The 26,155-nt window shown below is 43.1% G+C and carries 22 protein-coding genes and 3 pseudogenes; 10 read left to right on the forward strand and 15 right to left on the reverse strand.

The genetic code is table 11. The annotated features are described in order from the left end of the window. Window positions 1–17: 17 nt before the first annotated feature. A pseudogene (gene carB / locus AC0L6R_RS14320) lies at window positions 18–2,849 on the reverse strand (carbamoyl-phosphate synthase large subunit). A gap of 308 nt (window positions 2,850–3,157) precedes the next feature. Here carB and AC0L6R_RS14325 point away from each other — a divergent pair. The 3 genes and pseudogenes from AC0L6R_RS14325 to AC0L6R_RS14335 all read left to right on the forward strand — a co-directional run. Next, window positions 3,158–3,559, forward strand: a pseudogene (locus tag AC0L6R_RS14325) (PfkB family carbohydrate kinase); the annotation flags it as partial. A 58-nt stretch (window positions 3,560–3,617) separates the two neighbouring features. Then, on the forward strand, window positions 3,618–4,136 hold the full coding sequence (locus AC0L6R_RS14330) for a PfkB family carbohydrate kinase (RefSeq protein ID WP_473271830.1): 519 nt from the start codon (window positions 3,618–3,620) through the stop codon (window positions 4,134–4,136). 7 nt (window positions 4,137–4,143) lie between these two features. Beyond that, entirely contained in the window at window positions 4,144–4,803 is a 660-nt protein-coding gene (locus AC0L6R_RS14335) for a bifunctional 4-hydroxy-2-oxoglutarate aldolase/2-dehydro-3-deoxy-phosphogluconate aldolase (protein WP_283412383.1), read from the forward strand. Between the two features lie 48 nt (window positions 4,804–4,851). On the opposite strand, the gene AC0L6R_RS14340 is transcribed toward AC0L6R_RS14335, so the two are convergent. From AC0L6R_RS14340 to AC0L6R_RS14355, 4 genes are all read right to left on the reverse strand, one after another. Continuing rightward, entirely contained in the window at window positions 4,852–5,358 is a 507-nt protein-coding gene (locus AC0L6R_RS14340) for a GNAT family N-acetyltransferase (protein ID WP_473271831.1), read from the reverse strand. Window positions 5,359–5,444: 86 nt separating this feature from the next. Beyond that, window positions 5,445–5,882, reverse strand: coding sequence for a UPF0158 family protein (locus AC0L6R_RS14345; protein WP_283412381.1), 438 nt, complete (start codon window positions 5,880–5,882; stop codon window positions 5,445–5,447). A 269-nt stretch (window positions 5,883–6,151) separates the two neighbouring features. Continuing rightward, window positions 6,152–6,643, reverse strand: coding sequence for an alpha/beta hydrolase (locus AC0L6R_RS14350; RefSeq protein WP_473271832.1), 492 nt, complete (start codon window positions 6,641–6,643; stop codon window positions 6,152–6,154). Further along, a complete protein-coding gene (locus AC0L6R_RS14355; protein WP_473271833.1) occupies window positions 6,644–7,117 on the reverse strand; it encodes a cytidine deaminase in 474 nt (157 codons plus the stop codon). A gap of 121 nt (window positions 7,118–7,238) precedes the next feature. Between AC0L6R_RS14355 and AC0L6R_RS14360 the strand changes: the two genes are divergently transcribed. Beyond that, window positions 7,239–8,576, forward strand: a complete 1,338-nt coding sequence (locus tag AC0L6R_RS14360; protein WP_473271834.1) for a saccharopine dehydrogenase family protein — start codon at window positions 7,239–7,241, stop codon at window positions 8,574–8,576. Here AC0L6R_RS14360 and AC0L6R_RS14365 read toward each other — a convergent pair. The 4 genes and pseudogenes from AC0L6R_RS14365 to AC0L6R_RS14380 all read right to left on the reverse strand — a co-directional run. Next, window positions 8,566–9,279, reverse strand: a complete 714-nt coding sequence (locus tag AC0L6R_RS14365) for a tRNA1(Val) (adenine(37)-N6)-methyltransferase (protein ID WP_473271835.1) — start codon at window positions 9,277–9,279, stop codon at window positions 8,566–8,568. The genes AC0L6R_RS14360 and AC0L6R_RS14365 overlap by 11 nt on opposite strands. Continuing rightward, window positions 9,279–9,881: a DUF2179 domain-containing protein gene (locus tag AC0L6R_RS14370; protein ID WP_473271836.1), complete on the reverse strand. Its 603-nt coding sequence runs from the start codon at window positions 9,879–9,881 to the stop codon at window positions 9,279–9,281. The genes AC0L6R_RS14365 and AC0L6R_RS14370 overlap by 1 nt, the downstream gene beginning before the upstream one ends. 69 nt (window positions 9,882–9,950) lie before the next feature. Next, on the reverse strand, window positions 9,951–10,424 hold the full coding sequence (locus AC0L6R_RS14375; protein WP_473271837.1) for an MFS transporter: 474 nt from the start codon (window positions 10,422–10,424) through the stop codon (window positions 9,951–9,953). Between the two features lie 13 nt (window positions 10,425–10,437). Then, a pseudogene (locus tag AC0L6R_RS14380) lies at window positions 10,438–11,118 on the reverse strand (MFS transporter); the annotation flags it as partial. Between the two features lie 114 nt (window positions 11,119–11,232). Between AC0L6R_RS14380 and AC0L6R_RS14385 the strand changes: the two are divergent. After that, entirely contained in the window at window positions 11,233–11,559 is a 327-nt protein-coding gene (locus tag AC0L6R_RS14385) for a hypothetical protein (RefSeq protein ID WP_473271838.1), read from the forward strand. 185 nt (window positions 11,560–11,744) lie between these two features. On the opposite strand, the gene AC0L6R_RS14390 is transcribed toward AC0L6R_RS14385, so the two are convergent. Next, on the reverse strand, window positions 11,745–12,557 hold the full coding sequence (locus AC0L6R_RS14390) for an XRE family transcriptional regulator (RefSeq protein ID WP_283412374.1): 813 nt from the start codon (window positions 12,555–12,557) through the stop codon (window positions 11,745–11,747). Window positions 12,558–12,626: 69 nt separating this feature from the next. Here AC0L6R_RS14390 and dinB point away from each other — a divergent pair, with 69 nt between their 5' ends. Both dinB and AC0L6R_RS14400 read left to right on the forward strand, forming a co-directional pair. After that, on the forward strand, window positions 12,627–13,775 hold the full coding sequence (gene dinB, locus AC0L6R_RS14395) for a DNA polymerase IV (RefSeq protein ID WP_283412373.1): 1,149 nt from the start codon (window positions 12,627–12,629) through the stop codon (window positions 13,773–13,775). Window position 13,776: 1 nt separating this feature from the next. After that, a complete protein-coding gene (locus tag AC0L6R_RS14400) occupies window positions 13,777–16,743 on the forward strand; it encodes a DNA polymerase III subunit alpha (protein WP_473271839.1) in 2,967 nt (988 codons plus the stop codon). A gap of 24 nt (window positions 16,744–16,767) precedes the next feature. Here the strand turns inward: AC0L6R_RS14400 and AC0L6R_RS14405 are convergent, their stop codons facing one another. Then, window positions 16,768–18,180, reverse strand: a complete 1,413-nt coding sequence (locus AC0L6R_RS14405) for an alpha/beta hydrolase family protein (protein ID WP_473271840.1) — start codon at window positions 18,178–18,180, stop codon at window positions 16,768–16,770. An 88-nt stretch (window positions 18,181–18,268) separates the two neighbouring features. Continuing rightward, on the reverse strand, window positions 18,269–18,943 hold the full coding sequence (locus AC0L6R_RS14410; RefSeq protein WP_283412370.1) for a hypothetical protein: 675 nt from the start codon (window positions 18,941–18,943) through the stop codon (window positions 18,269–18,271). 320 nt (window positions 18,944–19,263) lie between these two features. On the opposite strand from AC0L6R_RS14410, the gene AC0L6R_RS14415 reads away from it, so the two are divergent. Beyond that, window positions 19,264–20,868, forward strand: a complete 1,605-nt coding sequence (locus AC0L6R_RS14415) for a solute:sodium symporter family transporter (RefSeq protein WP_283412369.1) — start codon at window positions 19,264–19,266, stop codon at window positions 20,866–20,868. Between the two features lie 4 nt (window positions 20,869–20,872). Then, on the forward strand, window positions 20,873–21,691 hold the full coding sequence (locus tag AC0L6R_RS14420) for an inositol oxygenase family protein (RefSeq protein WP_473271841.1): 819 nt from the start codon (window positions 20,873–20,875) through the stop codon (window positions 21,689–21,691). Window positions 21,692–21,774: 83 nt separating this feature from the next. On the opposite strand, the gene AC0L6R_RS14425 is transcribed toward AC0L6R_RS14420, so the two are convergent. The 3 genes from AC0L6R_RS14425 to AC0L6R_RS14435 form a co-directional block, all read right to left on the reverse strand. Beyond that, window positions 21,775–22,221, reverse strand: coding sequence for a hypothetical protein (locus tag AC0L6R_RS14425; protein ID WP_473271842.1), 447 nt, complete (start codon window positions 22,219–22,221; stop codon window positions 21,775–21,777). 106 nt (window positions 22,222–22,327) lie between these two features. Next, complete coding sequence (locus AC0L6R_RS14430) at window positions 22,328–22,615, reverse strand: hypothetical protein (protein ID WP_283412366.1); 288 nt, start codon at window positions 22,613–22,615, stop codon at window positions 22,328–22,330. Between the two features lie 114 nt (window positions 22,616–22,729). Continuing rightward, entirely contained in the window at window positions 22,730–24,670 is a 1,941-nt protein-coding gene (locus AC0L6R_RS14435) for a tetratricopeptide repeat-containing sensor histidine kinase (protein WP_473271843.1), read from the reverse strand. Between the two features lie 238 nt (window positions 24,671–24,908). On the opposite strand from AC0L6R_RS14435, the gene AC0L6R_RS14440 reads away from it, so the two are divergent. After that, window positions 24,909–26,051, forward strand: coding sequence for an acyl-CoA dehydrogenase family protein (locus AC0L6R_RS14440; RefSeq protein WP_473271844.1), 1,143 nt, complete (start codon window positions 24,909–24,911; stop codon window positions 26,049–26,051). Window positions 26,052–26,155: the final 104 nt, after the last annotated feature.

Raw genomic sequence — 26,155 nt, forward strand, 5'->3', positions numbered from 1 at the left:
TATGACTTCAGCTCTAATTATCTACTCAAATAGAGATTTCTCTCTGCGTAGATTTTCAAGAAATAATCATCCATCAGGTCGTCGATAAAGTAAATCGCTTCACCGGTTGATTTCATTTCAGGCCCCAATTCTTTATTTACTTTCGGGAATTTATGGAAAGAGAAAACTGGCTCCTTGATAGCATAACCTTTTTTGTAAGGCTTGAATTCAAAGTCAGTCACTTTTTTCTCTCCCAACATCACCTTTACGGCATAGTTTACATAAGGTTCTCTGTAAGCCTTGCAAATAAATGGTACCGTACGGGAAGCTCTTGGATTTGCTTCGATAATATAAACCTTGTCATTTTTGATTGCAAACTGGATGTTGATCAAGCCTACAGTTTTCAGTGCAAGGGCAATTTTCTCAGTATACGTTTCGATCTGACGAATCACCAAATCTCCCAAGTTGTATGGAGGAAGCACAGCGTAGGAATCACCAGAGTGAATTCCAGCAGGCTCGATGTGCTGCATGATACCTATGATGTACACATTTTCACCATCACAAATCGCATCAGCTTCTGCTTCAATAGCTCCTTCTAGGAAGTGATCAAGCAAAATTTCATTGTTAGGAATATGTCTGCGAGACATCCACCACATGCTGCTCAAGTTCTTTTTCGTTGATCACGATCTTCATACCCTGTCCACCTAGCACGTAGCTTGGGCGAACCAAAAGAGGGAAACCAATCGTCTTACAAAGCTCAAGCGCTTCATCTGTATTATGAACAGTTCCAAATTCAGGATAAGGAACGTCTAGATCTTTCAATAAGCTGGAGAATCTTCCTCTATCTTCGGCCAAATCCAACGCTTCAAAGCTAGTACCGATGATTTTGATACCGTATTTCTCCATCTTCTCAGCAAGCTTCAAAGCTGTCTGACCACCCAACTGAACGATCACACCTTCAGGCTGCTCGTGTAGGATGATTTCGTAGATATGCTCCCAGAAAACTGGCTCGAAGTATAGTTTATCTGCAATGTCAAAGTCAGTCGAAACTGTCTCTGGGTTACAGTTGATCATGATGGTCTCGTAGCCACATTCTTTGGCTGCCAAAACTCCGTGTACACAAGAATAATCAAACTCGATTCCTTGACCTACTCGGTTTGGACCAGACCCAAGAACCACTACTTTTTTACGATCGGATTTTACTGACTCATTTTCAGTACCGAATGAAGAATAATAATATGGAGTCTTTGCTTCGAATTCAGCCGAGCAAGTATCAACCAACTTATAAACTCGCTTGATACCCATTTCTGTGTAGCGCTTGTCAAAAACTTCGCTTTCCAAGCAGTCAAGCAAGTGTGCGATTTGACGATCCGCATACCCTTTTCGCTTAGCGAGATCCATCAATTCCATCGGAATAGTATCCAATTTGAATTTTTCAATCTCTCTTTCCAAGTGAATCAATTCTTCGATTTGCTTCAAGAACCACTTATCGATTTTTGTCAAATCATGGATAGTTCTGAACGAGATCCCAAGTTTGAATGCATCGTAGACATGGGAAAAGTCTATTCCAGCTTGGGTTAGCCAAAGAATATAAAATCTCATCCTGATTGCGCAGCTCTTTGCCATCAGCTCCAAGACCATTTCTCTTGATCTCTAGTGACTGACATGCTTTCTGTAGGGCTTCCTGTGTAGTTTCTTCCGATTCCCCATTACCTCACCTACCGACTTCATCGATAGACCTAATCTTCGATCGGCACCTTTGAATTTATCAAAGTTCCAGCGAGGAACTTTTACAATTACGTAATCTATGGAAGGCTCAAAAAATGCTGAAGTTGTTCCGGTAATAGAGTTTTTCAACTCATCCAAATTATATCCTATAGCCAGTTTAGCAGCTACTTTCGCGATTGGGTATCCAGTCGCTTTAGAAGCTAAAGCTGAAGAGCGGGAAACTCGAGGGTTGATCTCGATACCGATAATTTCAGAGTTATCAGGGCTTACAGCGAACTGTACGTTACAGCCACCTGCAAAATTCCCGATGCTATTCATCATCGTGATCGCATAGTTTCTCATGCGCTGAAACGTGGTATCAGGTAAGGTCATCGCAGGCGCCACTGTGATAGAATCACCTGTATGCACACCCATAGGATCAAAGTTCTCAATAGAACAGATCACGATCATGTTACCGATGTTGTCACGCATTACTTCCAGCTCGTATTCTTTCCATCCGAGAATACTCTGCTCGAATCCTCAAATACTTCGTGAACTGGAGATGCCTGCAAACCTGCAGAAAGCGCTTGTTCAAATTCTTCTGCAGTTTCCACAAATGCACCACCTGCTCCACCTAAGGTGTAGGAAGCTCTAATGATCAATGGGAAACCAATTTCTTGTGCGATTTCTTTTCCCTGAAGAAAAGATGTAGCTGTGGAACCTTTACATACGCCCACGCCGATTTTTTCCATCAGCGCTTTGAATTTTTCACGGTTCTCGGCAGTATCAATCGCATCGATATCAACGCCGATCATTTTGACACCATATTTATCCCACACGCCACCTTTGTCGCAATCTATTGCAAGGTTCAACGCGGTCTGTCCACCCATGGTAGGAAGGACGGCATCGATGTCTGGATGATCTTTGAGGATTTGTACGATGGATTTCTTTTCCAAAGGGAGCAAATACACATTATCTGCTGTGACCGGATCGGTCATGATCGTTGCAGGATTGGAATTGATCAGCGTCACAGTGATACCTTCTTCACGGAAGAAGCATCTGGATGCTTGGGAGCCTGCGTAATCAAATTCGCAAGCTTGACCAATAACGATGGGACCTGAACCAATGATGAGAACGTGCTTGATGCTGCTATCTTTAGGCATTAGAGAGGGAGATTGAAGAGAAAGTTTTGCTTAAGTCCAAATTGGGGCAAAATTAAAAAAATATTCTGAAGGGGCACGGTAAAACTCAAAGAAATCACTCTTTATACGAAACATCACTGACCAACCAATCCTTGATGTTATTCTATTCCTTACAAAAAATTGAAGAGAAAAAATTGGTAAACCAATTTTTGACATTTATTATTGTCCTATAATTAATTGGCAATTAGAACATAATTTGCCTCCACAATTTTTCGGAAACTCATCATCCTTTAAACCCAGCTCACAAATGCCTCATAGAATTATCACGCTTGGCGAAATCATGCTCCGCCTTTCTACACCGGGTTACGAGAGATTCATCAATACCAAGATCTTATGACCTCATTTATGGCGGTGCCGAGGCGAATGTAGCCATCTCACTAGGCAAACTGGGGGGAATCTGCAGCTCATGTGACTGTATTCCCCACCAACGAGCTGTCGGCAAGGCTGCTACTAACACGTTGCAATTTGCAGGAGTAGATACCTCCCTCATCCAATTCAATGAAGGTCGGATGGGTATTTATTTTGTGGAAAATGGAGCTATGCAACGTTCTTCCAAAATAATATACGATCGTTTTGATTCCGCCTTTTCCAATTTAAATCCAGATGACTTCACCTGGGAAAAGATATTTGAGGGCGCAGATTGGTTCCATTGGACTGGAATAACTCCTGCCGTATCCCAATCTGCCGCTGATCTTTGCAAAGCTGCCGTAAACGCGGCCTCCAGACTCGGTGTTAAAAATCAGCGCGGACATCAATTACCGAAGAAATCTATGGCAATATGGCAAAGGCCCTATGGATATCATGCCAGAATTGATCAAACCATCGCATCTGATCATCGCGGGTCTGACCGACTTCGAAAACTGCATGGGAATCACAGACACAGACTATTTGCAAGCGTGTGAAAAAGCCAAAACCATGTGCCCATCACTTAAATATGTTTCCACCACACATCGTGATTCCATCAGCGCATCGGCCAATGATCTGAACGGAGTTCTTTGGAATGGTGAAACCATGCTAGAGTCCAAAACCTACGAAATGACACATATCGTGGATAGAATCGGAGGTGGAGATGCATATATGGCTGGATTGATCTATGGACTATTGCATTTCGACGATCAAAATGCACTTGATTTTGCAGTTGCGGCTTCGGTGCTAAAACACTCTATCCCAGGTGATGCCAATTTCGTCTCTGTAGATGAAGTGAGCCAATTGGTGGAAGGAAAAAATGTAGGTAAACTTTTACGATAATTATAAGATGAGATTTTCAAACAGTGAAATGTTAAAAGCTATGAGCGAAACAGGGATGATTCCTGTATTCAATCATGTAGATATAGAAGTAGCAAAAGGCGTTCTTGATGCTTCCTATAAAGCAGGTATTCGGGTTTTTGAATTCACCAATAGGGCAACAAACTCGCTAGAGGTTTTCAGGGAGCTTTATGCATATGCAGGCAAATATCCAGATATGGTCATGGGTATAGGCACCATTTTTACTACCGAAGATGCAAATGCATTTATCGAAGCTGGAGCAGATTTCATCGTTTCTCCTGCTTTAATCCCAGAACTGGCGGTTTTCTGCAATTCTAAGGATGTCTTTTGGGTCCCGGGATGTGCGACCATGTCAGAGATTTTTCAAGCAAAAAAACTTGGAGCAACTTTAGTAAAAGCATTCCCAGGAAATGTGGTGGGATCGGCATTTGTAGCTGCAGCCAAGTCTGTTTACCCTGAGTTGCATATCATGCCAACTGGCGGAGTAGAACCAACACAGGAAAACTTAAAAGAATGGTTTGATGCTGGAGTATACTGCGTGGGAATGGGCTCCCAACTATTCAAAAAAGACTGGATCAAAAATCAGCAATACGATCTCTTGGAGAATAAAATCAAAGAAACTTTACAAGTGATTAAGAGCATTCGGTAAGAATTAAAAGTGGTAAGAAATTTCCGAACTTCTTACCACTTACATTCTTTACTTTTTCGGATGAGTAACTAACTCATAATACTGCTCCAACAGAGGCAAACCAAAATTCCTAGACTTCATCTCGCTTATTTTGCGGAAGCCCATCCTTTCATATAAGATTGCTGCTGCATCTAATCCAGCTGTGGTATACAAATAGGCAGCATCGTAGTTCTTGTCAAGATAGAACTCCATCCATTCTTTCATGAGCTTGCTTCCGATACCAAAACCTCGAAATTCTTTTGCGAGGATAAAATACCGCAACTGAGCTCTATTTGCAGGGCGGTGCATCAGTAATACAAAGCCGACCAGCTTACCTTCACTTTCTACAACCCAGACTTTATCCCTTTTTAGATTGTAGGCGCGATAGAATTCAAGCAAACTCTCCATGACATAAGCTTCGAAACCTAGCCCGAGATCATGCTCTTCTGAATAGACTTTGCCATGTAATGCCGCCACCTGTCCAAGGTCTCCTGGCTTAAGGGTATTCCGTATTAAAAAATCAGGCAACTTTTGCATCCAATTAAAATATGAAATATTGGCGAAATCTCACTCAGTGGAGTTATAAAAAAATAGCCGCCCAAAATTGAACGGCTATAAATGTCTTAATCTTCGGTGTAGTTGAAACTATCAACTTGCTCTTTGATCCAGTCGTAGTACTTTTCCTTTCGGAATTCTATCCATTCGGATTTGTACTTGGAATCATCGATCAAAAACTTGAAAGCGGTATTTGCCTTTGGTTTGGTCAGTGAGCTCACCAAATCATCCGCTAGATTTTTCTCTTTGACTCGACGGTCAATAAAATCCTGCATCATCTGATGCTCCTGAGCTGGCTCCATCTGGGTAAACTCGGCATAATTGTCCGGGTTTTCTTCGATTTCATCCAGTACATCCTCTTCAGCCTCAGTCAGATCATAGTTGTAATAATCCTCATCATCTGGCATCTGATGAATTCTTTTCTTGTCGATCTGATAGAAACAGATCATTCCTTTGAGTAATTGGGTTGAGATAAGGTCTATCTCCTTTTCAGTAAGCGAAAGCATTGATGGTTTACAAAATTTTCAGAAAAATAGTGAAAGTCGAATTGTGATCAAATTATAGTATTAATTAAGCAATTGAAGCGCCAATATAATGGGATTTAATTACTTGAATCAAGAATTTTTGAAAGCATTTCAATATCAATCTCGTGGCCTCCGGCAAAAGACAGCTTTTTCACCTCCTTGCCCAAACTTTTGATCAAACCCTCCTGTTTTTCAATACTTTCCGAAGTAATAAATTCATCCTGATCCCCAAGAACTAGCGGGGCGTCAGTCTAGTCTTGGAAAAATTTCTTACGGGCATCTTCCAAAATCAAATCTTCAGCAAATCCCCCTGCCCACAGCACTAATTGCTCTACTTGACCTGCCCAGCGGCTCGCCCAGCGCGTAGCGGTAGCAGCTCCTTGGGAGAATCCCAGCACATTGATTGTTGGTCTTTCTTTAAACTGCGAAAGCAAATTCTCCATCAAAAGGTCTAGGTAATTATGGTTGTTTTGAATGGCTATTTCCCGCTCATGCTTAGTCATCCAATTGGCTCCAACTCTTCCAGCAAAGCCAGTGAGGTATCCATAATTAGTGGCTTCGGGTGCGATAAACAGTCGATCTGAAGAATCAAAGCCCTGAAATTTTCGAATAAAATACTCTGCTAATTGCCCATAGCCGTGCAGCACCAGCCAGATTTCCTTCTCTTCGAAAGTAGGCTCATGCGTGACCGAGTAATGCGCTTGATACTGAAAATTGATACTTTTCTTCAAAATACTAAGCATTCAAATCGTCAAACTTAAAAGGCAAAAGCGTCTGAATTCCAGGAAGCGAAGTACACTTCCATCAGGATTCTGGATTAGGATGTTGATTGGCCGATTAAATCTCATTTCCATTTCATTGATCGTCTGCCGGCAAAGCCCACAAGGCGAAACTCCAGCCCAAATCTCCTCGCCTTTTCTTCTCGCTACAATGGCGATTTGCTTAACCGCCAGATCAGGGAAATTGGCTCCAGCATACCCAAGCACCAATCGCTCGGCACAAACGCCAACAGGGAAACTCACATTTTCCTGATTGCTGGACTGAAGAATCTCTCCAGACTCAAGTCGCACAGCCGCACCTACATGAAAGTCAGAATAGGGCGCATAAGCCTTTTTTGACACTTTTCTCGCCCGCGTCATCAGCTGTTGCTCTTCGATAGTCAGTTCATCCCAGCCCAGTTCTTCAAACTCAGCTTCTATTTTTATTTTCTTGCTCATCGTTGGGTAAATTGGAGTTTTCCTAACGATTAAGGTAGGGAAATGTTCCTTTTTATATTCTCTCTACAATTTTTTACCCTAAAATATATTCTCCATTTTAGATTCAATAACCCGACATGCAATGCATTCCATTCTGATTTTAGGAGGTGGAAAATCCGCCATTTTTCTGATCGATTTCTTAGCCAAAAGCTGCCAAGCCAAAGACCGCAAGTTGATTTTGGCGGATCTCTACCTAGCTTCTGCTCAGGAAAAGCTTAAAAATCAGCCAAATACTGAGGCCCGTCAGCTAGATATTGAAGATACGCATGCGAGGCAGTCTTTGATCAAAGAGGCAGATCTGGTGATTTCCATGCTTCCCGCATTTATGCATCCTAAAGTGGCAAAAGACTGTCTGGAATTTGGAAAACACTTTTTCTCGGCATCCTATGAGTCGGAGGAAATGCGTGAAATGAAATCAGAAATCGAGGCAAAGGGATTGTTTTTCCTCAACGAATGCGGCCTTGACCCAGGAATTGACCACATGTCAGCCATGCAGATTATTGACTATGTGAAATCAAAAGGCGATGAAATCATCTCTTTCAAATCCTATTGCGGTGGACTTCTCGCGCCGGAGTCAGAAGACAATCCCTGGAAATACAAATTCACATGGAACCCCAGAAACGTGGTGCTGGCAGGTCAGGGCACTTCACGCTACATAGAAAAAGGCGATTTGAAATTTGTTCCCTACCATCAGCTTTTCAACCGGCTGGAAACTATCCAATTTCCGGGATTAGGGGATTTTGATGGCTATCCAAACAGGGATTCACTCAGCTACAGAAAGGTCTATGGATTAGAAAATATAGGAACCATGCTCAGAGGAACATTGCGAAGAGATGGCTACTGCAAAGCCTGGAATGTATTCGTGCAATTGGGAATGTGTGATGATAGTTTTCAGATGAATTTACCGGAAGATACTACGCTGAGACAGTTCCTAAATTCATTTCTGCCTTACGACCCCACGCTTTCGGTGGAAGAAAAGTTAGGCAATCTGATCCCTGATTTTGATTTCCCTACTTGGGAAAAAATTCAGTGGTTGGGCTTTTTCGGAAATGATTTACTACCAAAGTTAAGTGGTTCTCCAGCAGCAATTTTGCAGGCTATTCTCGAAAAGAATTGGAAGCTTTACCCGGAAGACAAGGACATGATTGTGATGCAGCACCTTTTCGAAATCAAAACTGGGGAAGGCATCCAGGAGATCAGATCAAGTCTGGTATGCATTGGGGAAGATGCAACCTACACCGCTATGGCAAAGACAGTAGGCCTACCACTTGCGCTTGCTGTTGATTTATTTTTGGATGGAAAAATCAACCTAACTGGCCTCCACGTCCCTGTACTTCCGGAAATTTATAATCCGATTTTGGCTGAGCTGAAAAGTCATGGAATTCGCTTCCGGGAAGAAGTTCGGGAGGTTAAGCCTTGAAGCCAAGCAGGAATTCTGAAACTAAGCTAGCGTAAGTTTCATGAGGCGTTTCATCTTCATTTTTGATAAAAATGGTTGAAGCATCTACCTCATTCTGACTTCTGCAAAAAGCACAAATTTCCCGTTGTATTCGTTTTCCGGGCTTGTCTTGGAGTGTGAATTTCCTTGCAGGAAACAATCCTTTCCCCTCTGCTTCTTTCATAAAATCCTGCATTTGTCGTGGCGGAAGAATAACCCAGAATCGCCCATCTTCAGCAAGAAGTTCTGCCCCTTTTCCCAATAAGTCATCAAAGGAAAGTTCGTCAGTATGCAAAGCCATATTTCGCTGCGCATTGGATGATTTCAGATGATCAGGAAAATAAGGCGGATTGCTGACGATCAGATCGTATTTCTGCTGAGGTTCGAAGTCCTGAAACCTACCTTCCCAAAGCTGCATGCGATCCGAAAAAGTATTTATCTGAAAATTCTCCAAAGCCTGAGATGCCGCCTGAGAATCTATCTCTACAGCCTGAATTTTTGCCTCTGGAAATCGCTGCGCAAGCATCAAGGCAATCACGCCGGTGCCAGTTCCTACGTCCAATATTTGTACTGGCGATTCGGCTCCTGCCAAAGCTCCAAGCATCACAGCATCGGTGCTGATTTTCATTGCACAGCGATCCTGATTGACCCGAAACTGCTGAAACTGAAACCAGGAATTGGCCATTAAGTACGGGCTTTGCTGAAGAAACTCATATTAAATCGTGGCTTGTCATCCATCACATTTAAATCGTCCTCAGATACCCGCTTCACGCTCTCGATAGTATAGAATGCTTTTTCGTCTATGCTCTGCACTTTGTCCACAAACTCCTTCAAAGAATCACGTTTCATTACAGTAAAAAGTAGATTTACCTTTCCAAAGCGACCTTCGCCACCCACATTAGTAAAGCGGAAATCACGTTCTTTCATGTACTCAATCAAATCCGGAAGTGGTTTCGGCGTAATCACCCGCACAAGCACTCTTCCAAGCGCCAACTTCTCCTCAAAATACATCCCCACGTACGTCCCAGTACCAAAGCCACCCGCATAAGCCAGGTAAGACAGCGGATTATCTATGTTTTGAAAAATCTGACCAATCGCCAAAAGCCAAATCAAGGCCTCAAAAAAACCTAAAAATGGCGCAATATTCTTTTTCCCATTCATCATAAACATGATTCTCAGGGTGTTGATCGACACATCTCCGACTCTTGCACAGAAGATAAGCAAAGGCATAATCAGGTAATCGAACAATTGCTCGGACACGCCTAGAGTTTGAAGGAATTCTTGCATAGCAAACAGGGTCTTGATTTGAGCGCAAAATTACACCCTATTCCATGAAGGACGAAATAATATTTGGAATTAGATTTTGCTATCTCTTCCTGCCGGTACCCCGAAAAAGGTAAAGGCTAAAGCAAAGAATAACAAGAAGAAAATCAGCACATTCCAGTTGTCAAAAAGATCCAGCGACACGCCAAAAAGAAAAGGTCCCAACGCTGCCAAATAATAACCAGAAGACTGCACCATTGCTGAAAGCTTGGCAGTGGTCTGATCCTCAGCGGTACGCAAAGCAATGAGTGTGTAAGCGATACTCAAACTCGATCCCATACAAATCCCTACGATTCCCAGCGAAGCATAAGTCACCCACTCGTTTTCCACAAACAAACCTAAATAACCTAGCACATAGGCTACTCCCACAGCTAATACGACTCCACTTTGCTCCCTGAGTTTGATCAGGAAATTCGGAGCGAAATAAGAGCCAAGTAGAGAAATCACCTGCATCATAGAAGAAACAAAACCCGCTTGTGCTGGAGTCCAACCCCGGGAAATCAACATATCCGGCAGACCAGGTCACCATGGTAAAGTACATTACAGATTGGCAACCCATAAAAATCGTAATCTGCCAAGCCAGCTTAGATCTCCATACATTTTTTGCAGGATCAGTGACTTCGTGAAGACTTGCCTTGGGACGCTGAAGCTGTGGAATCCATAGGATCATTGCGAGTACCATGAATATCGCCCAAAATGCCAAAGATCCCCGCCACCCGAAATTCCAGTCTACCGCAATCGGCACACTCATGCCTACAGCAATTCCCGCAAAAAGCGACATCATCGTGGCCAGCAAAGCTGTCATCAAGCCCAGCTTCTCCGGCAGTCTGACTTTGATCAAAGGAATCAGCAGCACATTGGCAATCACGATCCCTATTCCAGTCAGCGCTGTACCAAAAAGCAGCAATTCTATTCCTCCCAACACACGCAGGATCACTCCGGTAGTAAGAATAGCAACTCCCAAAAACACGGCTCTTCCCATCCCCAGTCGCTTTCCTATCCTAGGAGCAAAAAGAGAAAATGTAGCAAACGTCAACAGAGGAAGTGTGGTGAGAAATCCCGCCAAGCCATTGGACAAGCCTAAGTCCTCCCGGATAAATGGAATCAAAGGTCCAACCGACGCTATCGAGGTGCGCAAATTGATCGAAACCAAAATAATCCCGGTGATAAGGAGTGATTGAGAGGAAAATGGTTTAGTCAAGGCGGATTATAAAAATTAAAGACTACGGACGAATCAGTAGCAACCAATTATGCTCCGTAAAACTAGGGAAATTTGACCTAGTTTTTGCATCAGGTTTTCTTATACAGATTGAAAATGGCAGAAAACCAGTATTGGCATTTCACCTTAAATGCCGAGGAAACATATGCATTGAAATATGATTTAACTGATCGTGCCGTAGGACTCGTGATGGATACGTATTGGGCTAACACCCCGAATTTCGCTTCGCTGTATTCGGGCTATCACTGGTGTAACGTTGGCACAAAAAGCGCACTAGAGTCGATAAAATACTGCTTACACACGTTGACCTATTGCTATTCACATAGCTTCAATCCAACAATCATCACGCGTATTGGGACTTCCAATCCCTTGTCAACGGCAAGGCCTGTAAAAGCCCAGAATGCAATTCTGGGTTTAGGATGATCATCTTAACCAAAGAGTGCCAAAGGCACGATCTGTATTAAAAAATATATCCTCAAAAAACCTGCCTTCGCGCCTCCCGTACAGCTGTCGGGAGCGGGAGATTAATCATCTAGACGAAACCTTCGAGGTCAAAAAAAGACCTCAAAGGTTAACTCATTCGCTGCGTCGTCGCGAGAAATAATCTCTCAAAGCTCTCCTCCCTTCTGCATCAACCCCAACTTCCTATTAATCTCCGAAATTTCAATCCCAACTTGTTGCAACGTCAGCGGCTCCTGCGGAAACTCATCACTCATATAATATTCAAACTTCCATATCTCACGGATTTCCTCTGCAGGAACCCTATAAGGAGTGTAAATTGGATTTAGCGAACGAAGCAAAAAGCTTCTCTCCTCCGCCTGAAAACTTAACATCTTAAAACTGACCCCCTCACTTGCCGTCACCACCACGCAGGGAGTTTCTTTGGCTAGCCTCCACTCGGACAAATACGAACCAATCACATAAGCCCCATCTGCTATCGGCAACATGCTATCCCCTTCGGTTTGGAACATGCGGTATTTTTTATCCTTTGACAGATTTGGCAAATTGAAAACCGGCAGTGTGCTCAAATACTCCGGATCTCCAAAACCGCCCAAATACCCTGCTTTGGCTTTGATCGGAACAAGTTCTATGTTGTCTTCATTACTTGAGCTCACAGTGGTGGCGAGAATCCGAACTTTCGAACCACTCAGAAACACATCATTTCCAGCTTCCAGATCACGGATCTTCAGTTCACTTAGTTTGGACAAATCCACCCGCAATAGCGTATCCACACTCATCCTGAAATAATCCGCACATAGCAGCAAATCCTCGATTGCCGGTGACTTGCTATGTCCATTTTCATGCGCATTCAGTTTGGCGCGAGTCATGCCAAGATTTTCAGCCAGCATATCCTGACTCAATTTGCGTCGCTTTCTGAGAAATTTCAGATTGCCTGCCCAGAAAAAGCTTTGACTTCCCATTTTTATTCGATACAATTAATGACAATAAAATGATACTAATACTATCAAATATAGCAAGTAATCTGAGAAATGGAAAGGCATATCGTGCATTTGGATCTGGACACGTTTTTTGTGTCTGTGGAGCGGTTGAAAAACGAAGCGCTAAAGGGAAAACCCGTCATCATCGGAGGCAGTTCCGATCGTGGTGTGGTAGCTTCTTGTAGTTATGAGGCCAGGAAGTTTGGGGTGCATTCTGCCATGCCAATGAAATTGGCGCGGAGACTTTGCCCTTCGGCATTTTATATCAAAGGCGATCATGACAGCTACAGCCAGCAGTCGCGCTTGGTCACGGAAGTGATTCAGGAGCAGGTTCCGCTGATGGAGAAGGCTTCCATCGATGAATTTTACATCGATATGACAGGAATGGATCGCTTTTTTGGCTGCGAAAAATTCACCAAAGAACTGCGCGAAAAGATCGTCAAGGAGTCTGGCTTACCGATTTCCTGCGCTTTGGCAGTGAACAAACTCGTATCCAAAGTTGCCACCCATGATGCCAAACCCAACGGACAGACGACTATTCCTTTTGGCAAAGAGAAACCTTATCTCGCACCACTTCCAATTCGAAGAATGCCGGGGATAGGTGAAAAAACCTCCACCTTATTGGAGCGAATGGGCGTAGAAAACATCCGCTTACTCAGCGAAATCCCACCCCGAATGATGCAAAATCTCCTGGGAAAATGGGGAATCGACCTTTCCCGAAAAGCCAATGGAATTGACGAATCACCGGTCATTCCATACACCGAGCAAAAGAGCATTGGCACGGAAAACACATTTGAGTCGGACACCATCGACATGGCTTTTCTCAATAGCCAGCTCGTGCGAATGACGGAGAAAGTCGGCTTTGAGCTTCGCCAAAAACGCAAGCTCTGCGGTTGCATCACGGTGAAGCTTCGCTATGCAAATTTCGACACGGTCAGCCGTCAATGCATTATATCGTACACCAGTTCGGATGAAGTACTGCTGGAAAGAGCCAAGGAACTCTTTGCCAAGCTCTATGACCGGAGAATGCTCGTGCGGCTGGTCGGTGTAAAAGTCAGTCATCTCGTACAGGGAAATCAGCAGATCGACCTTTTCCAAGACACCGAAGAAGGTGTAAACCTGTACCAAGCCATCGACTGGATCAAAAACCGCTACGGCGAAAAAAGCCTCACTCGAGCCATCACCCTAACCCGCGCCTAAAATGTTTATTACTTGTAAAACCTGGTTCAGCTACCGCTACGGCACCTTCAGCACCGAGAAGCTCGTGGATGCTGCAGCCGAGCGCGGCCTTTCCTCTCTTGGCCTCACCAATATCAACAGCACGGCAGACAGCTGGGATTTCGTGGATTTCTGTAGGGTAAAAAACATCAAACCCATCGTCGGAACGGAAATCCGAAACGCCGATGTTTTCTGCTATACCTTATTGGCGAAAAATGATGCGGGACTTCTTGAGATCAATCGATTTTTGTCTCAGCATTTACAGCAGGAATTAGCTTTTCCTGAGCGACCTGACTGTTTTTCAGAAGTGCTGATTATTTATCCTTTTGGAAGCTTTGCTGCGCAAAACCTAAAAGAACATGAATTCATCGGCGTATTGGCGAGCGAGCTGAACCGTGTCAAAAAGCAGGAAGTGGAAGCCTTTCCCAAGAAATACATCATCCGACATCCGGTGACTTTCAAGGACAAGACTGCTTTCAATATCCATCGTCTGCTTCGAGCCATCGGCAAAAATACGCTGATCAGTAAACTGGGAGAAAAGGACTTTGCCTCCCCGGATGAAATGTTCGTGTCGGAAGCAGCGCTGATGAGTGCTTTTCGGAATTTTCCCGGCATGATCAGCAACACCCTACAGTTGATTGATCAGTGCGAAATCAAAACAGAGCTGAGCACTGACAAAAACAAAAAGCACTACAGTGCCAGCGGAGAAGACGACCGTATTTTATTGGAAAAGCTCGCCATGGAAGGCTTTCACTATCGCTATGGCAATAATCCCGTAGCCAAAGCCCGTGTAATCAAAGAGCTGAAAATCATCAATGACCTGAATTTCAATGCGTATTTCCTGATCGTCTGGGACGTGATCCGCTATGCGCAAAATCGTGGCTTTTACTACGTAGGACGAGGAAGTGGCGCAAATTCCATTATCGCTTATTGCCTGAAAATCACCGATGTGGACCCGATCAAGCTCGACTTGTATTTCGAGCGATTTCTCAATCCACACCGGACTTCCCCGCCGGATTTTGACATAGATTTCTCCTGGAAAGACCGGGATGAAGTGATCGATTACATTTTCAAGCGCTACGGTAAAGATCATGTTTCCCTCCTGGGAATGTACAGCACCTTTCAGCGCAGAGCCGTGATCCGTGAGTTGGGGAAAGTTTTTGGCCTGCCAAAAGAAGAAATCGACCAACTCGTCCGAGGCAAGGATCAGCCGATGAATGAGGATAAAATCCAGCGTACGATTTTGAAATACGGACAGCTGCTGGAAAATTTCCCGAATCATCTTTCCATTCACCCGGGCGGAATGCTGATTTCCGAGAAGCCTATCTATCAATACACGGTCAACGAACTGCCACCAAAGGGCTTTTGCACGGCACAGATCGATATGTTTTTGGCAGAGAAAATCGGCCTGTTCAAACTTGACATCCTCAGTCAGCGCGGATTGGGACATATCAAGGAAGCCATCCGACTGGTGAAGCAAAACCGGGGAATCGACATCGATATCCATCGGGTAGAAGAGTTTATGAGTGACCCCAAAGTCGCCGAGCAAATCCGGAAAGCCGACACCATCGGCTGCTTTTACATCGAGAGTCCGGCCATGCGCCAGCTCCTCACCAAACTCAAATGTGACGATTACCTCACACTGGTAGCGGCCAGTTCCATCATACGACCAGGCGTGTCGCAGTCGGGGATGATGAAGCAATACATCGAGCGATTTCACGATCCCGAAAAGATCATCTACCTGCATCCTAAAATGAAGGAACTGCTGGAAGAAACCTTCGGCGTGATGGTGTATCAGGAAGATGTGATCAAGGTTGCACATCACTTCGCAGGACTGGATATGGGCGAGGCGGATATTCTGCGTCGGGCCATGTCGGGCAAGTACAGATCGCACAATCGCTTCAATGAGATCAAGGAAAAGTACTTTGCAAACTGCACCAAACTTGGGCATGATGACACCGTCGCAGCGGAAGTTTGGAGGCAAATGGAATCTTTCGGCGGCTATTCCTTTTCCAAGGCGCACTCAGCATCTTTTGCAGTGGAAAGCTACCAGAGTCTTTACCTGAAGACCTATTTCCCCATGGAATTTATGGTGGCGGTGATCAATAACTTTGGAGGATTTTACAGCACTGAATTCTATTTCCATGAACTCAAACGCACCGGAGCAAAGGTCAACCCACCCTGTGTCAATCGTAGTGAGTACCTAACCAACATCATTCGGGAGGAGGTCTTCGTAGGCTTGATCCATGTACAGCAATTGGAAAAGAAGCTCTGCGATTTGATCTTGGAAGAAAGGCAGGCCAATGGAGATTACCTGGGTTTGGAGGATTTTATCGAGCGCACGCATGCCGGTCCGGAGCAACTGAATATTCTGATCAGTGTGGGGGCATTTGAGTTTACAGGTTTGGGAAAGAAAAAACTGCTTTGGAAAGCCAATTTCGCCCAAAAGCATCTCACGTCTATTCCTGATTCTCCGGCACTTTTCAAGGAACCTCCCATGGATTTTACCCTACCGGATTTTCCTGATTACCCGCTGGAAGACGCGCTAGACGAGATCAATGTGCTGGGTTTTGCGCTTACGGACATGTTCCGTCTTTGTGCTCACGATGGCAAAGGAACTGTTCTGGCAGAGCAGCTTCCACAGTTATTAGGGAAAAATGTGGAAGTTCTCGGTCGACTCGTAGTCACGAAAGACGTACGAACGATACACCGGGAGCACATGGCTTTTGGGACTTTTCTGGATCCCAAGGGAGACTGGCTGGACACGGTGCATTTTCCTCCTTCGTTGAAGCGCTTTCCTTTTCAGGGCCAAGGATTTTACAAAATGCGAGGCAAGGTCGTAGAGGAATTCGGCACCTTCGCCGTGGATGTACATGGCATGTGGAAAGTGGGGCTGAAGGGGAAGAAGGAGGTACCGCCGACAAGCAAAGATTTTGCTATATCAACATAAGTCAGAAGCTATTTATGGAGTTAATTACTTCACCTGCTCCTTGATCCAATTCGTGACCACCTCAAGCGCCTTTGGTGAGAAGGTCTGCTCTATCTCAGCATACTCGCTAGGTGAGCCAGTCTCAGCTTCCTGGAATAAGTGATTCAGCCCGGCCAGTTCCACCGTAGTCACGTTCGTATTTCCTCCTTTTGCTAAGGCAGCTTTGATTGCTTCCAAGTTCTCCTTCGGTGGGACTTGGAGGTCTTTTTCTCCATTGATCGCCAACACCGGACAGCTTACCTTTTCCAAAGCTGGAGCTGGATCATACTTGATAAAATATTGCATCCAAGGACTGGTGAGTTGGGTCACTTGAGCTGCAACAAACTCCGCCTCGGTCATACCTCCGGGCACATTTTCTACCGGGATATTGCGAAACACCTGAGTCATGTAGGCTTTGATACCATTTTCAAGTTCCTCATCGCTTTGATCTTTGACCATGATTTCAAAAGCTTTCCTGCTGATCATCTCATTTTCTTCAAGCTGATTGGGGCTCATCCCGGCAGCTTCCCCGATCAGTGTTTGTTGCGCAAGAAGTAGTTTATCTCCACGAATTCCAGTCCCCGCAAGCAACACGATAAAGTCAATGTCATCAGAATCTCCCGCCACCATAGGCGCGATGATCCCGCCCTCACTATGCCCGACAAGACCTATTTTACTTTTGTCTATCTCCGGTCTTGACTGCAAATACTGCACAGCCGAAGCTACATCAGTAGCAAAGTCAACAGAAGTAGCAGCACTGAAGTCACCTGTGGAAGCTGCCGTGCCTCGATCATCAAAGCGCAAAACAGCAATCCCATTTCTAGTCAGATAGTCTGACAAAACCAAAAAAGGCTTATGCCCCATTAATTCTTCATCACGATTTTGCGGACCAGACCCTGAGATCAGCACCACCGCTGGGTATATCCCGTCTTGCTCGGGCATCGTAAGTGTACCAGCCAGTAATATTTCCGCCTGTTTATTATCAAAAATCACATTTTCAGAGCGGTAAGGAAATGGTTTTTGAGGCTCCTGTGGTCTTTTTGCTATTACTTTTTCTATTTCCTCTCTGGACAGATTCATAGGAAAAGCCTGACCCGCCTGAGTAAAAACCCCGACGATAACATTGTCATCACCCAGCGTTCCCTCGTACTTTATATTGGCGTTGGTAATCGAGATTTTCAGTTTACCATCCTCGAAACTGGTCGAGGTCACTGGAATCCCAAATGCACCTTGATCAGGACTGTCCATGGTTGCGCTATAGCCGCTTTCTGATTTTTCAATATTAAAAACCAACCGAAGCTGGACAGTCTGAACTTTCAGTGCTCCATTCCACTGGCCGGTGATATCTTGAGCAAAGCTGCTCAGGGAAGCCAAGAACATCAATATAATTAAGGAAGCAGTTTTCATTATTTTTTTCATTATCGTCAGCTAATTGAATTCACTAAAGTAATGCATCCTGAATTTAAAACTGGAAATCAAAAGAGCTATAAAACCAATCGTCATCAGGTTAGCCCATACTTCCTTTATCCTTTTTAAAAACAAAATTGAATCCCAGCTCATTGATAAAAAGCTTCGTCAATTCGTAGGCTGTACCTCCTATTAAAAACACAAATGCTTCTCTGTAATATGGCCCTTGATAAATAATCCAAACAAATAATAAACTTGAATGCAGCATCCAAAAATTCTTATGACGCTCGGAAAGTTTTTCAACCAAACCTAAAATCAAAATTGCAACAACCGAGTAGGCACTGATAGTTATTAAATCCTGCGTCATTTCATTGTTGCGATATTCATACACGCAGAGGATCAGCAAATACACTACCGTAATATGCTTCCAAAACGGCCTATCTATCTTCCTCCCTAATAGATTCCCTAAAATCAGGATGGCACCATGCAAACGAATATAGAGTTTATCAAAAACATTTTCAGAAAGACTAAATAGGATAAAAACTGCAAAAGCAGCATATAGCAATAGACTGTATTTTAATTTTGGTTCCCGGAAGTCATCTACATAAAAATCCGCTACAGCAATCAAGAAAAAATGGGAAATCTGCCATCCAATGATCCCTCGAGGGATAGCAATTGTAGAAATATTACCAAAGATGAGAATAAGGATTAAAAGAATTTGGAAAACGATATTTACAACCCTTTGAGATTGCTCTATTTTGAGTGTTGCTACCATAGGATAGAAGAAAAAATTGGACTATTTCAGATAAAAGCAGTAATGAAATTCCTTATGACTATAGTTTTTAATCCAAAGAAACCTACTTCAATATCATTAATCCGTCTCATTAAACCAAAAATATCTGTAGGGACCAAAGAATCCTGAATGAGGTAAGTATCATTTTTTAGAATAGACCTAACCTTGTGTTTGACACTTTAACTTCATCAAAAGGGAAATTTGCTATTGACCATTAGATAACACCGGAACTTTTGTCTACCCGTTCTATTTTCCTATTTTTCCAGAATACAATTTCAATAAACCCACACAACCCAAAATAATTGCTTACTCTTTTCAGTTTTCTAGCATTCACAGGCTTCGTAGCTATCTACTCCACGTGGATGCTGCGCAAGCAAAATCTTGCCACCCAAGACGGGTATTTTCTAGGTGGTCGAAGTTTGACCGGCGTAGTCATCGCCGGTTCCATGTTGCTGACCAATATTTCCACCGAGCACCTGGTAGGAATGAATGGATCAGCCTATAAAAACGGAGCGATCATTATCGCTTGGGAAGTCACTTCAGCCATCGCTTTGGTGATCGGTGCACTGTACTTTATCCCAAAATACCTGCGGATGGGATTGACTACCATTCCTGAGTTTTTGGAAAAAAGGTATGATAAGATGACGCAGGCGCTGATTTCGCTTTTACTTATCACATCATTTGTAGTCACCTTACTTCCAATTGTACTCTATACAGGAGCGATAAATATTGAATCAATTTTTGGGATTTCGGAAACACTCGGGATCACACAAAAAGAAGGAATTTGGCTTACAGTAGTCGTGGTGGGAGTAATCGGAGCAGTTTATGCGATTTTTGGAGGATTGAAAATGGTCGCTTACACAGACACCATCAATGGCTTCGGCTTGCTGATCGCTGGTTTGCTTGTTCCTATCTTTGCACTTTGGGATATTGGAGATGGAAATGTAATAGATGGCTTGGTGAAGGTCTTTAACAATGCTCCCGAGAAGTTTAATGTGATCAGCAAAGAACCTTCGATCGGTCCGGGATCCAGAGATTCCATTCTTCCTTTCGAAGTGCTTTTCACCGGACTGATCATCAATCAATTGTATTTCTGGACCATGCATCAATCCATTGTGCAGCGAGCACTAGGAGCGGTGAGTCTGAAAGAAGCGCAAAAGGGATTATTATTTACAGGAATTTTGAAAATCCTGATCCCACTTGTAATTGTCCTTCCTGGGATTATAGGCTTCTATTATTTCGGTGATACGCTTTTTGATTCCCAGGATAGCGTCTATCCAGAGCTGGTCAAGCGTGTGCTTCCGCCGTGGATGACAGGATTCTTTGTAGCGGTGATCATGGGGGCGATTTTGAGCACGTTCAATAGTGCTTTGAATAGCGCAGCGACTATTTTCAGCCTAGATATTTTTAAAGTTTATATCAAGAAATCAGCTAAGGAAGGTCAACTCGTCCGAATAGGAAAGTGGGTTTCAGCAATTTTAGCGATTGTTTCTATTCTAGTTGCACCTTTTGTGGCCAATGCACCGGCAGGACTTTATCAGCTTTTGCAACAGCTAAATGGCATCTTCTTTATCCCGATGGCTACCGTGATTATAGCAGGATTCTTTTTCCCAAAAGTATCTGCTGCTGGCGCCAAAGCAGGATTGGTTTTCGGCTTAGCATTCTACATTTTGATGGATTTGATACTTAAAGTCAACATCCATTTCGTTCATATTTGGGGAATAGAGTTTATACTCAATCTAATTGTGATGCATTTGGTATCTGCTCAATTTCCAGTAAAAAATCCATTTGTAATGGTAGATTCAGGCAAACTCAGCATTGTTCCTTGGAAACATGCCACAATGCTGGGCTGGATTTTGATTGCAATCACAGTAATTATTTATGTAATTTTAGGTACAATTGCTTAAGGCTATGGAAACTACAGAAAAGGAATTCAGAAATTATAACAAGGCAGACATCAAAGCTGCCGTGAAAGAGCATTACAGAAAAATGCGCATGTATCAAACTTACGATTATGTGCAGCGGATGAAGTCAAAATACCTAACGTTTGACAAGCCGATGAATCTTTGGGATGCGATGGAAAAGCTCAATGCACTCATTGACGTCAGCGATCCAGACCTTGATTTGCCTAATGTGCAGCATTTAATTCAATCTGCAGAAGCCTTACGTGCTGACAATCGTCCTGACTGGATGCAGTTGGTCGGTTTGATTCACGATCTCGGCAAAGTGATGTATCTGTTCGGGTCTGATAAGGACGGAACGAGCCAGGACGAGCAATGGGGGCTGGTAGGAGACGTGTTTGTGGTTGGAGCAAAACTACCGGATACCTGCGTTTACCCTGAATTCAATGAGCTAAATCCTGACATGAAAGATCCTCGCTACAATACTGAATTGGGAGTTTATGAAAAAGGCTGTGGCTTGGATAATCTCCAATTAGCTTGGGGACATGATGAGTACTTCTACCAAGTTTTGAAAAATCATCCTGAGAACACGATCCCTGAAGCTGGTATGGTGATGGTTCGCTATCACTCTTTTTACCCTTGGCACAATGGCGGAAGTTACTCCCAATTTGAAGCTCCGCAAGATGCAAAGTACAAGGAATGGATTTTGGATTTCAATCAGTATGACTTATACACCAAGTCACCAAAAATCTATGATCTGGAAGATGTGAAGGAGTACTACCTTCCGATTGCTGAAAAGTACTTAGGAAAAGGGCCGATCTTCTGGTAAGACAAAATCACAAACAGTAAAAAGGCAGGAGCTATGAGTTAGCTCCTGCCTTTTTTGTTAACAGACCTGTTTTTCGTAAATAATTATAGATGAAATTGCCCTAAAAACTCAGTACTGCTTCCAATATTAATTTCATTTAAGCCACCTCCATTTTTCTCTGAAACACCAAATTTAAGATTGAATACGCAGTTGTCTTTGAATACAACTTCAGCAGTACCACTTTGAATTGGGTTACTGATCGTCACACATTTGTCACCGATCTTAGCGTAAAGTTTATTATCAGAATACACTTCAAATTCACCAACTGTGCCATCAGGAAAAGGGCTGTTGGCAGCAGCGTATTGCATGGTCAATGTATATTTTCCCACAATAGAAGGCGCCACTGTTCCTGCAGTCTCTCCACTTGCAATAGTTCCAGTACACACTGTACTACAATCCCCTACTTCCGGATCATCGTCGTCTTTTGAGCAGGAAGTAGCTAGGATGGAAAGTGAGAGAAAAAGGAATAATAATAGTCTGGAGTTTTTCATTTGCTTTTGGTTGATTTTGAATAATCAAAAATCAATCAATACGGACTAGTAAAGAATACGGCAAACGCACTATTAATAAATACATTTTAGCTTGGTTTGCATTCTATCAATTTTCAGAATCCTTCTTTACTGCCTCGACTTGAAGCTTTATTAAATCTAACTGTTCCTGTGTTTTTTCTTTGATTTGGGAGAGCTCTCCTACTTGATTACTTAGTCCTTGGGAGCGTTTTATTTCGTTTTGAACCAAGCCTTCCATTTCCTGAAGTCTTTTATTCTGAATCTTATCCTGCCTCCTATATTCACGGAAAAGCAAGTAATGGAGCAGTACAATACTGCCCAAAACCAAAAGCACTAATAGGCTTAGTAAATGATTTTCAAAAATGGATAAGACCATTAAAAGATGAAAAGATGAAGCTTTTCAAAACTAGCTAATCCAACAGCTCAAGGTAATACGGCAAATGGACTATATAGCCAGCTTCATCCCATCAAATCCTTTCAGGATCGAACCTTACTGTTTCGGAATTAAAAGAGTAACGGATGTGCCTTTGCCGGTTTTTGATTGTATCTCGAGTTTTCCTCCAAGCTCTTCGGCACGCTTTCGCATATTGTACAACCCATTTCCAGCCTTGACCTGTGACTCTTCAAACCCTCTCCCATCATCCTTTACCACCAGTTGGAAACCCTTACCAATCTGTGCTACAGCCACAGTAATTTGGCTTGGATAAGCATATTTGAGAGCATTTTGTATCGCCTCCTGTACTATTCTGTAAATCTGAATTCCTTCCGATGAAACCATGCTAAAATTGGGATCCAGACTTTTTTCTATATCAAAATCAAAGGTGATTCCGCGTGTAGAAACTCCAGCTCTCTCTAGGTAATCTGAAATTCTAGCGGAAAGCTGACCCAAGGTAATTTGTCCTGAGTTCATCGCCCAGATCGTGTCCCGCAGCTCGGTAATAGTTTGCTTGGTGAAATCTGCAATGGAGTCATATCTATGAGAAAGCGTATCCTTGATCGGGTCAAAGTACTTGAGATTTTCGATTGCAGAAATGATAAAAGTAAGTTGCGCACCTATATTGTCATGAAGATCTCTCGAAATCAACATCCGCTGTTCCTGAAGTTTATTCTGCGTTTCTATTTGTGCCAAAGCAATTTTCAACTCCCCTTCCTGAGCTAGCTGACGATTCTTAAGTTTTTGCTGGCTGTAAAGCAAGTATCCTACTACACCTAAGACTACTGCTAAAACCAAAGATCCGTAAAGCTGAAAATTCTTATTTCGAAGTTCGAGTCGCTGTCGGGAAATAGCAGCATCTTTTTGCTCAGACTGGTAGCGAGCTTCCAGATCAGACGTGAGCTGCTGTATTTCCTGCTCGGTAAGCTTCTTGTTCAGATCAGAATAGGCTTGAGTGTAATACGCCGAGCTGTCAGGCATACCCAGCGCTGCATACACCGGGGACATCAAAAGATACATGGTAGCTATATCATCTTCCGCATTTTGGGCTTTGAAGTGGGACAAAGCACGTAGGTAAAACTCCCGGGATTGAGGGTAATCTTTGAGGTCATGGTAAGACTGCGCAAGATTTGATTCCAATAAAGCATAGTCGTAATCTGCCCCTACCTGAGCTGCGAGTTCCAATCCCTTTTCTGCAAAGGAAATGGCAAGCTTGCTATATTTTTGGGCATTGTAGAGGGTTGCAAGATTATTATAAGTAGTCGCGGTGTAGTAGTCATCACCCTCTTCTATGAAAATCTGCAATGCTTCTAAATAAGTTTTTTCTGAGTTCTGATAGTCCTTTAGGTTTTTATAAATACTGGCAATGTTGGTAAGTGTAGAAGCATATAAGTAGTCTACATTCTGAGCCTTCCTATATTCTGCGACCTTCTGCAGTATCTCCAAAGCCTTGGGATAATTCCTCATTTCCAGATAAATCACACCAATGTTATTTCGCACAAAGTCAGCATTACGCTCATTCCCAGTCCGTTCAAAAAAACTTAGAGCTTTAAGGTAATTCACCATGGCAGAGTCTGATTGGAAATCCCGCTGATACACTGATCCGAGATTTGTAATCGTGCCGTAAATTTTTGTAGAATCACCCGTTTGATAGCGTAATTTCAAGGCCTCTTGATAATTCTTCTTTGCTTCTATCAACTCACCTTTTTCCATATTTGCATAAGCCAAATCGCTGTAAGCCTGGCTAAGCACGGCGGCATCATCGAGTGACTTTGCTACTTTAATGTTTTCCTCTCCAAATAGAATTGCCGTATCCTGAGAAACTGGCACATAATACCAAGTCAGTTCTGAGAGTATTAAAGAACGATCATTGGCGGTTTTAGCTTTAGAAAGTTCCGTTTTGAGGCTGTCTAACAACTCTGAAGTTGTCTGTGCAGAGAGAAACTGCGTATATAGAAGAATAGAAAAAACTCCAAGGAACCGGTAAAATGAATTCATAAACAATTGGTTTGGTGGGAAATAAGTCAAAAAAAATTTCTCTAGCAAGGTTCTATTATAAGTGGAGTTTAATTTAAATGAAGATAGAATACTAAGATTATTTCTCTCTAAGCTTATTTATCTGATTGAGAAAGAGTTAAAAATAAAATTTAGTATGGAATCCTTCAATTTGCTGATTCCAAACTATTTCTGAATCTTAGGGTTCTTAATAAGAGACGATAAACCCAAATAGCTAAACATGTTAGATTTTAATCAAAATGAAAATCAGCGGATGATCGCAGAGATGATTCGTGATTTTGGAGCCAAAGAAATCACCCCTTTTCGCAAGGATTGGGATGATAGGTCGCATTTCCCCATAGATCTTTTTAAAAAATTAGGCGAACTCGGACTCATGGGAGTTTTGATTCCTACTGAATATGGAGGCTCTGGTTTTGGATACTTAGAATATGTCACCGCTATCGTGGAGCTTTCCAAGCTTGACCCATCTATAGGCCTCTCAATGGCAGCTCATAATTCGCTTTGTTCTGGGCATATTATGATGTTTGGAAATGAAGAGCAAAAGAAAAAATACTTGCCCAAACTTGCCACATGCGAATGGCTAGGCGCTTGGGGCTTGACAGAGCCCAATACCGGTTCTGATGCCGGTAATATGAGAACTGTCGCCAAGAAAGAAGGTGATTCTTGGATTATCAACGGTGCTAAAAACTTCATTACACATGGTGTCTCTGGCGACGTAGCTGTAGTGATCGCACGAACTGGTGAAATCGGTGATTCCCATGGAATGACTGCCTTTATCGTAGAGCGAGGCACTCCAGGATTCAAAGGCGGAAGAAAAGAAGATAAGCTGGGTATGCGCGCTTCGGAAACTGCTGAGATGCTTTTCGATGATTGCATTGTTCACGAAAGTCAGGTATTAGGCGAAGTTGGAGATGGCTTTATTCAATCCATGAAGATTCTGGATGGTGGGAGAATTTCCATTGCCGCATTAGGCCAAGGTATTGCCGAAGGAGCATTGGAAGCATCTATTCAATATTCAAAAGAAAGACATCAATTCAATAAGCCTATCAGCTCCTTTCAAGGCATTTCCTTTAAGCTTGCTGATATGGCAACTCAGGTTGAGGCTTCCAGCCTGTTAATCTTTAAAGCCGCTGATCTCAAAAACCGAGGAGAAAAAGTGACTTTGGCTGGAGCTCAAGCAAAATATTTTTCTTCTGAAGTGGCTGTGTCCGTTTCCAATGATGCGGTCCAAATCTTTGGTGGATATGGTTTTACCAAAGACTATCCAGTGGAGAAATTCTACCGTGACTCCAAGCTTTGTACGATTGGCGAAGGAACTTCTGAAATACAAAAGATGGTAATTGCCCGGGAGATATTGAAATAATCTTTATTTAATCAAAATGAGAAAAGCCTGAAATCTTACCAGATTTCAGGCTTTTCTCATTAGAAACGGATATTCGGTGATCGTAATCACCAAATAGACGTATT

This window comes from Algoriphagus sp. 10J20-15 (genome assembly GCF_055809615.1).

Bases quoted from the DNA above. Each gene is read 5' to 3' on its own strand.
- AC0L6R_RS14365 (WP_473271835.1), bottom strand. From the start codon at position 9,279: ATGGCCAATTCCTGGTTTCAGTTTCAGCAGTTTCGGGTCAATCAGGAT.
- AC0L6R_RS14400 (WP_473271839.1), top strand. From the start codon at position 13,777: ATGTTTATTACTTGTAAAACCTGGTTCAGCTACCGCTACGGCACCTTC.
- AC0L6R_RS14335 (WP_283412383.1), top strand. From the start codon at position 4,144: ATGAGATTTTCAAACAGTGAAATGTTAAAAGCTATGAGCGAAACAGGG.
- dinB (WP_283412373.1), top strand. From the start codon at position 12,627: ATGGAAAGGCATATCGTGCATTTGGATCTGGACACGTTTTTTGTGTCT.
- AC0L6R_RS14340 (WP_473271831.1), bottom strand. From the start codon at position 5,358: ATGCAAAAGTTGCCTGATTTTTTAATACGGAATACCCTTAAGCCAGGA.
- AC0L6R_RS14355 (WP_473271833.1), bottom strand. From the start codon at position 7,117: ATGAGCAAGAAAATAAAAATAGAAGCTGAGTTTGAAGAACTGGGCTGG.
- AC0L6R_RS14390 (WP_283412374.1), bottom strand. From the start codon at position 12,557: ATGGGAAGTCAAAGCTTTTTCTGGGCAGGCAATCTGAAATTTCTCAGA.
- AC0L6R_RS14350 (WP_473271832.1), bottom strand. From the start codon at position 6,643: ATGCTTAGTATTTTGAAGAAAAGTATCAATTTTCAGTATCAAGCGCAT.
- AC0L6R_RS14370 (WP_473271836.1), bottom strand. From the start codon at position 9,881: ATGCAAGAATTCCTTCAAACTCTAGGCGTGTCCGAGCAATTGTTCGAT.
- AC0L6R_RS14405 (WP_473271840.1), bottom strand. From the start codon at position 18,180: ATGAAAAAAATAATGAAAACTGCTTCCTTAATTATATTGATGTTCTTG.
- AC0L6R_RS14345 (WP_283412381.1), bottom strand. From the start codon at position 5,882: ATGCTTTCGCTTACTGAAAAGGAGATAGACCTTATCTCAACCCAATTA.
- AC0L6R_RS14375 (WP_473271837.1), bottom strand. From the start codon at position 10,424: ATGTTGATTTCCCGGGGTTGGACTCCAGCACAAGCGGGTTTTGTTTCT.
- AC0L6R_RS14385 (WP_473271838.1), top strand. From the start codon at position 11,233: ATGGCAGAAAACCAGTATTGGCATTTCACCTTAAATGCCGAGGAAACA.
- AC0L6R_RS14435 (WP_473271843.1), bottom strand. From the start codon at position 24,670: ATGAATTCATTTTACCGGTTCCTTGGAGTTTTTTCTATTCTTCTATAT.
- AC0L6R_RS14410 (WP_283412370.1), bottom strand. From the start codon at position 18,943: ATGGTAGCAACACTCAAAATAGAGCAATCTCAAAGGGTTGTAAATATC.
- AC0L6R_RS14360 (WP_473271834.1), top strand. From the start codon at position 7,239: ATGCATTCCATTCTGATTTTAGGAGGTGGAAAATCCGCCATTTTTCTG.
- AC0L6R_RS14430 (WP_283412366.1), bottom strand. From the start codon at position 22,615: ATGGTCTTATCCATTTTTGAAAATCATTTACTAAGCCTATTAGTGCTT.
- AC0L6R_RS14420 (WP_473271841.1), top strand. From the start codon at position 20,873: ATGGAAACTACAGAAAAGGAATTCAGAAATTATAACAAGGCAGACATC.
- AC0L6R_RS14425 (WP_473271842.1), bottom strand. From the start codon at position 22,221: ATGAAAAACTCCAGACTATTATTATTCCTTTTTCTCTCACTTTCCATC.
- AC0L6R_RS14440 (WP_473271844.1), top strand. From the start codon at position 24,909: ATGTTAGATTTTAATCAAAATGAAAATCAGCGGATGATCGCAGAGATG.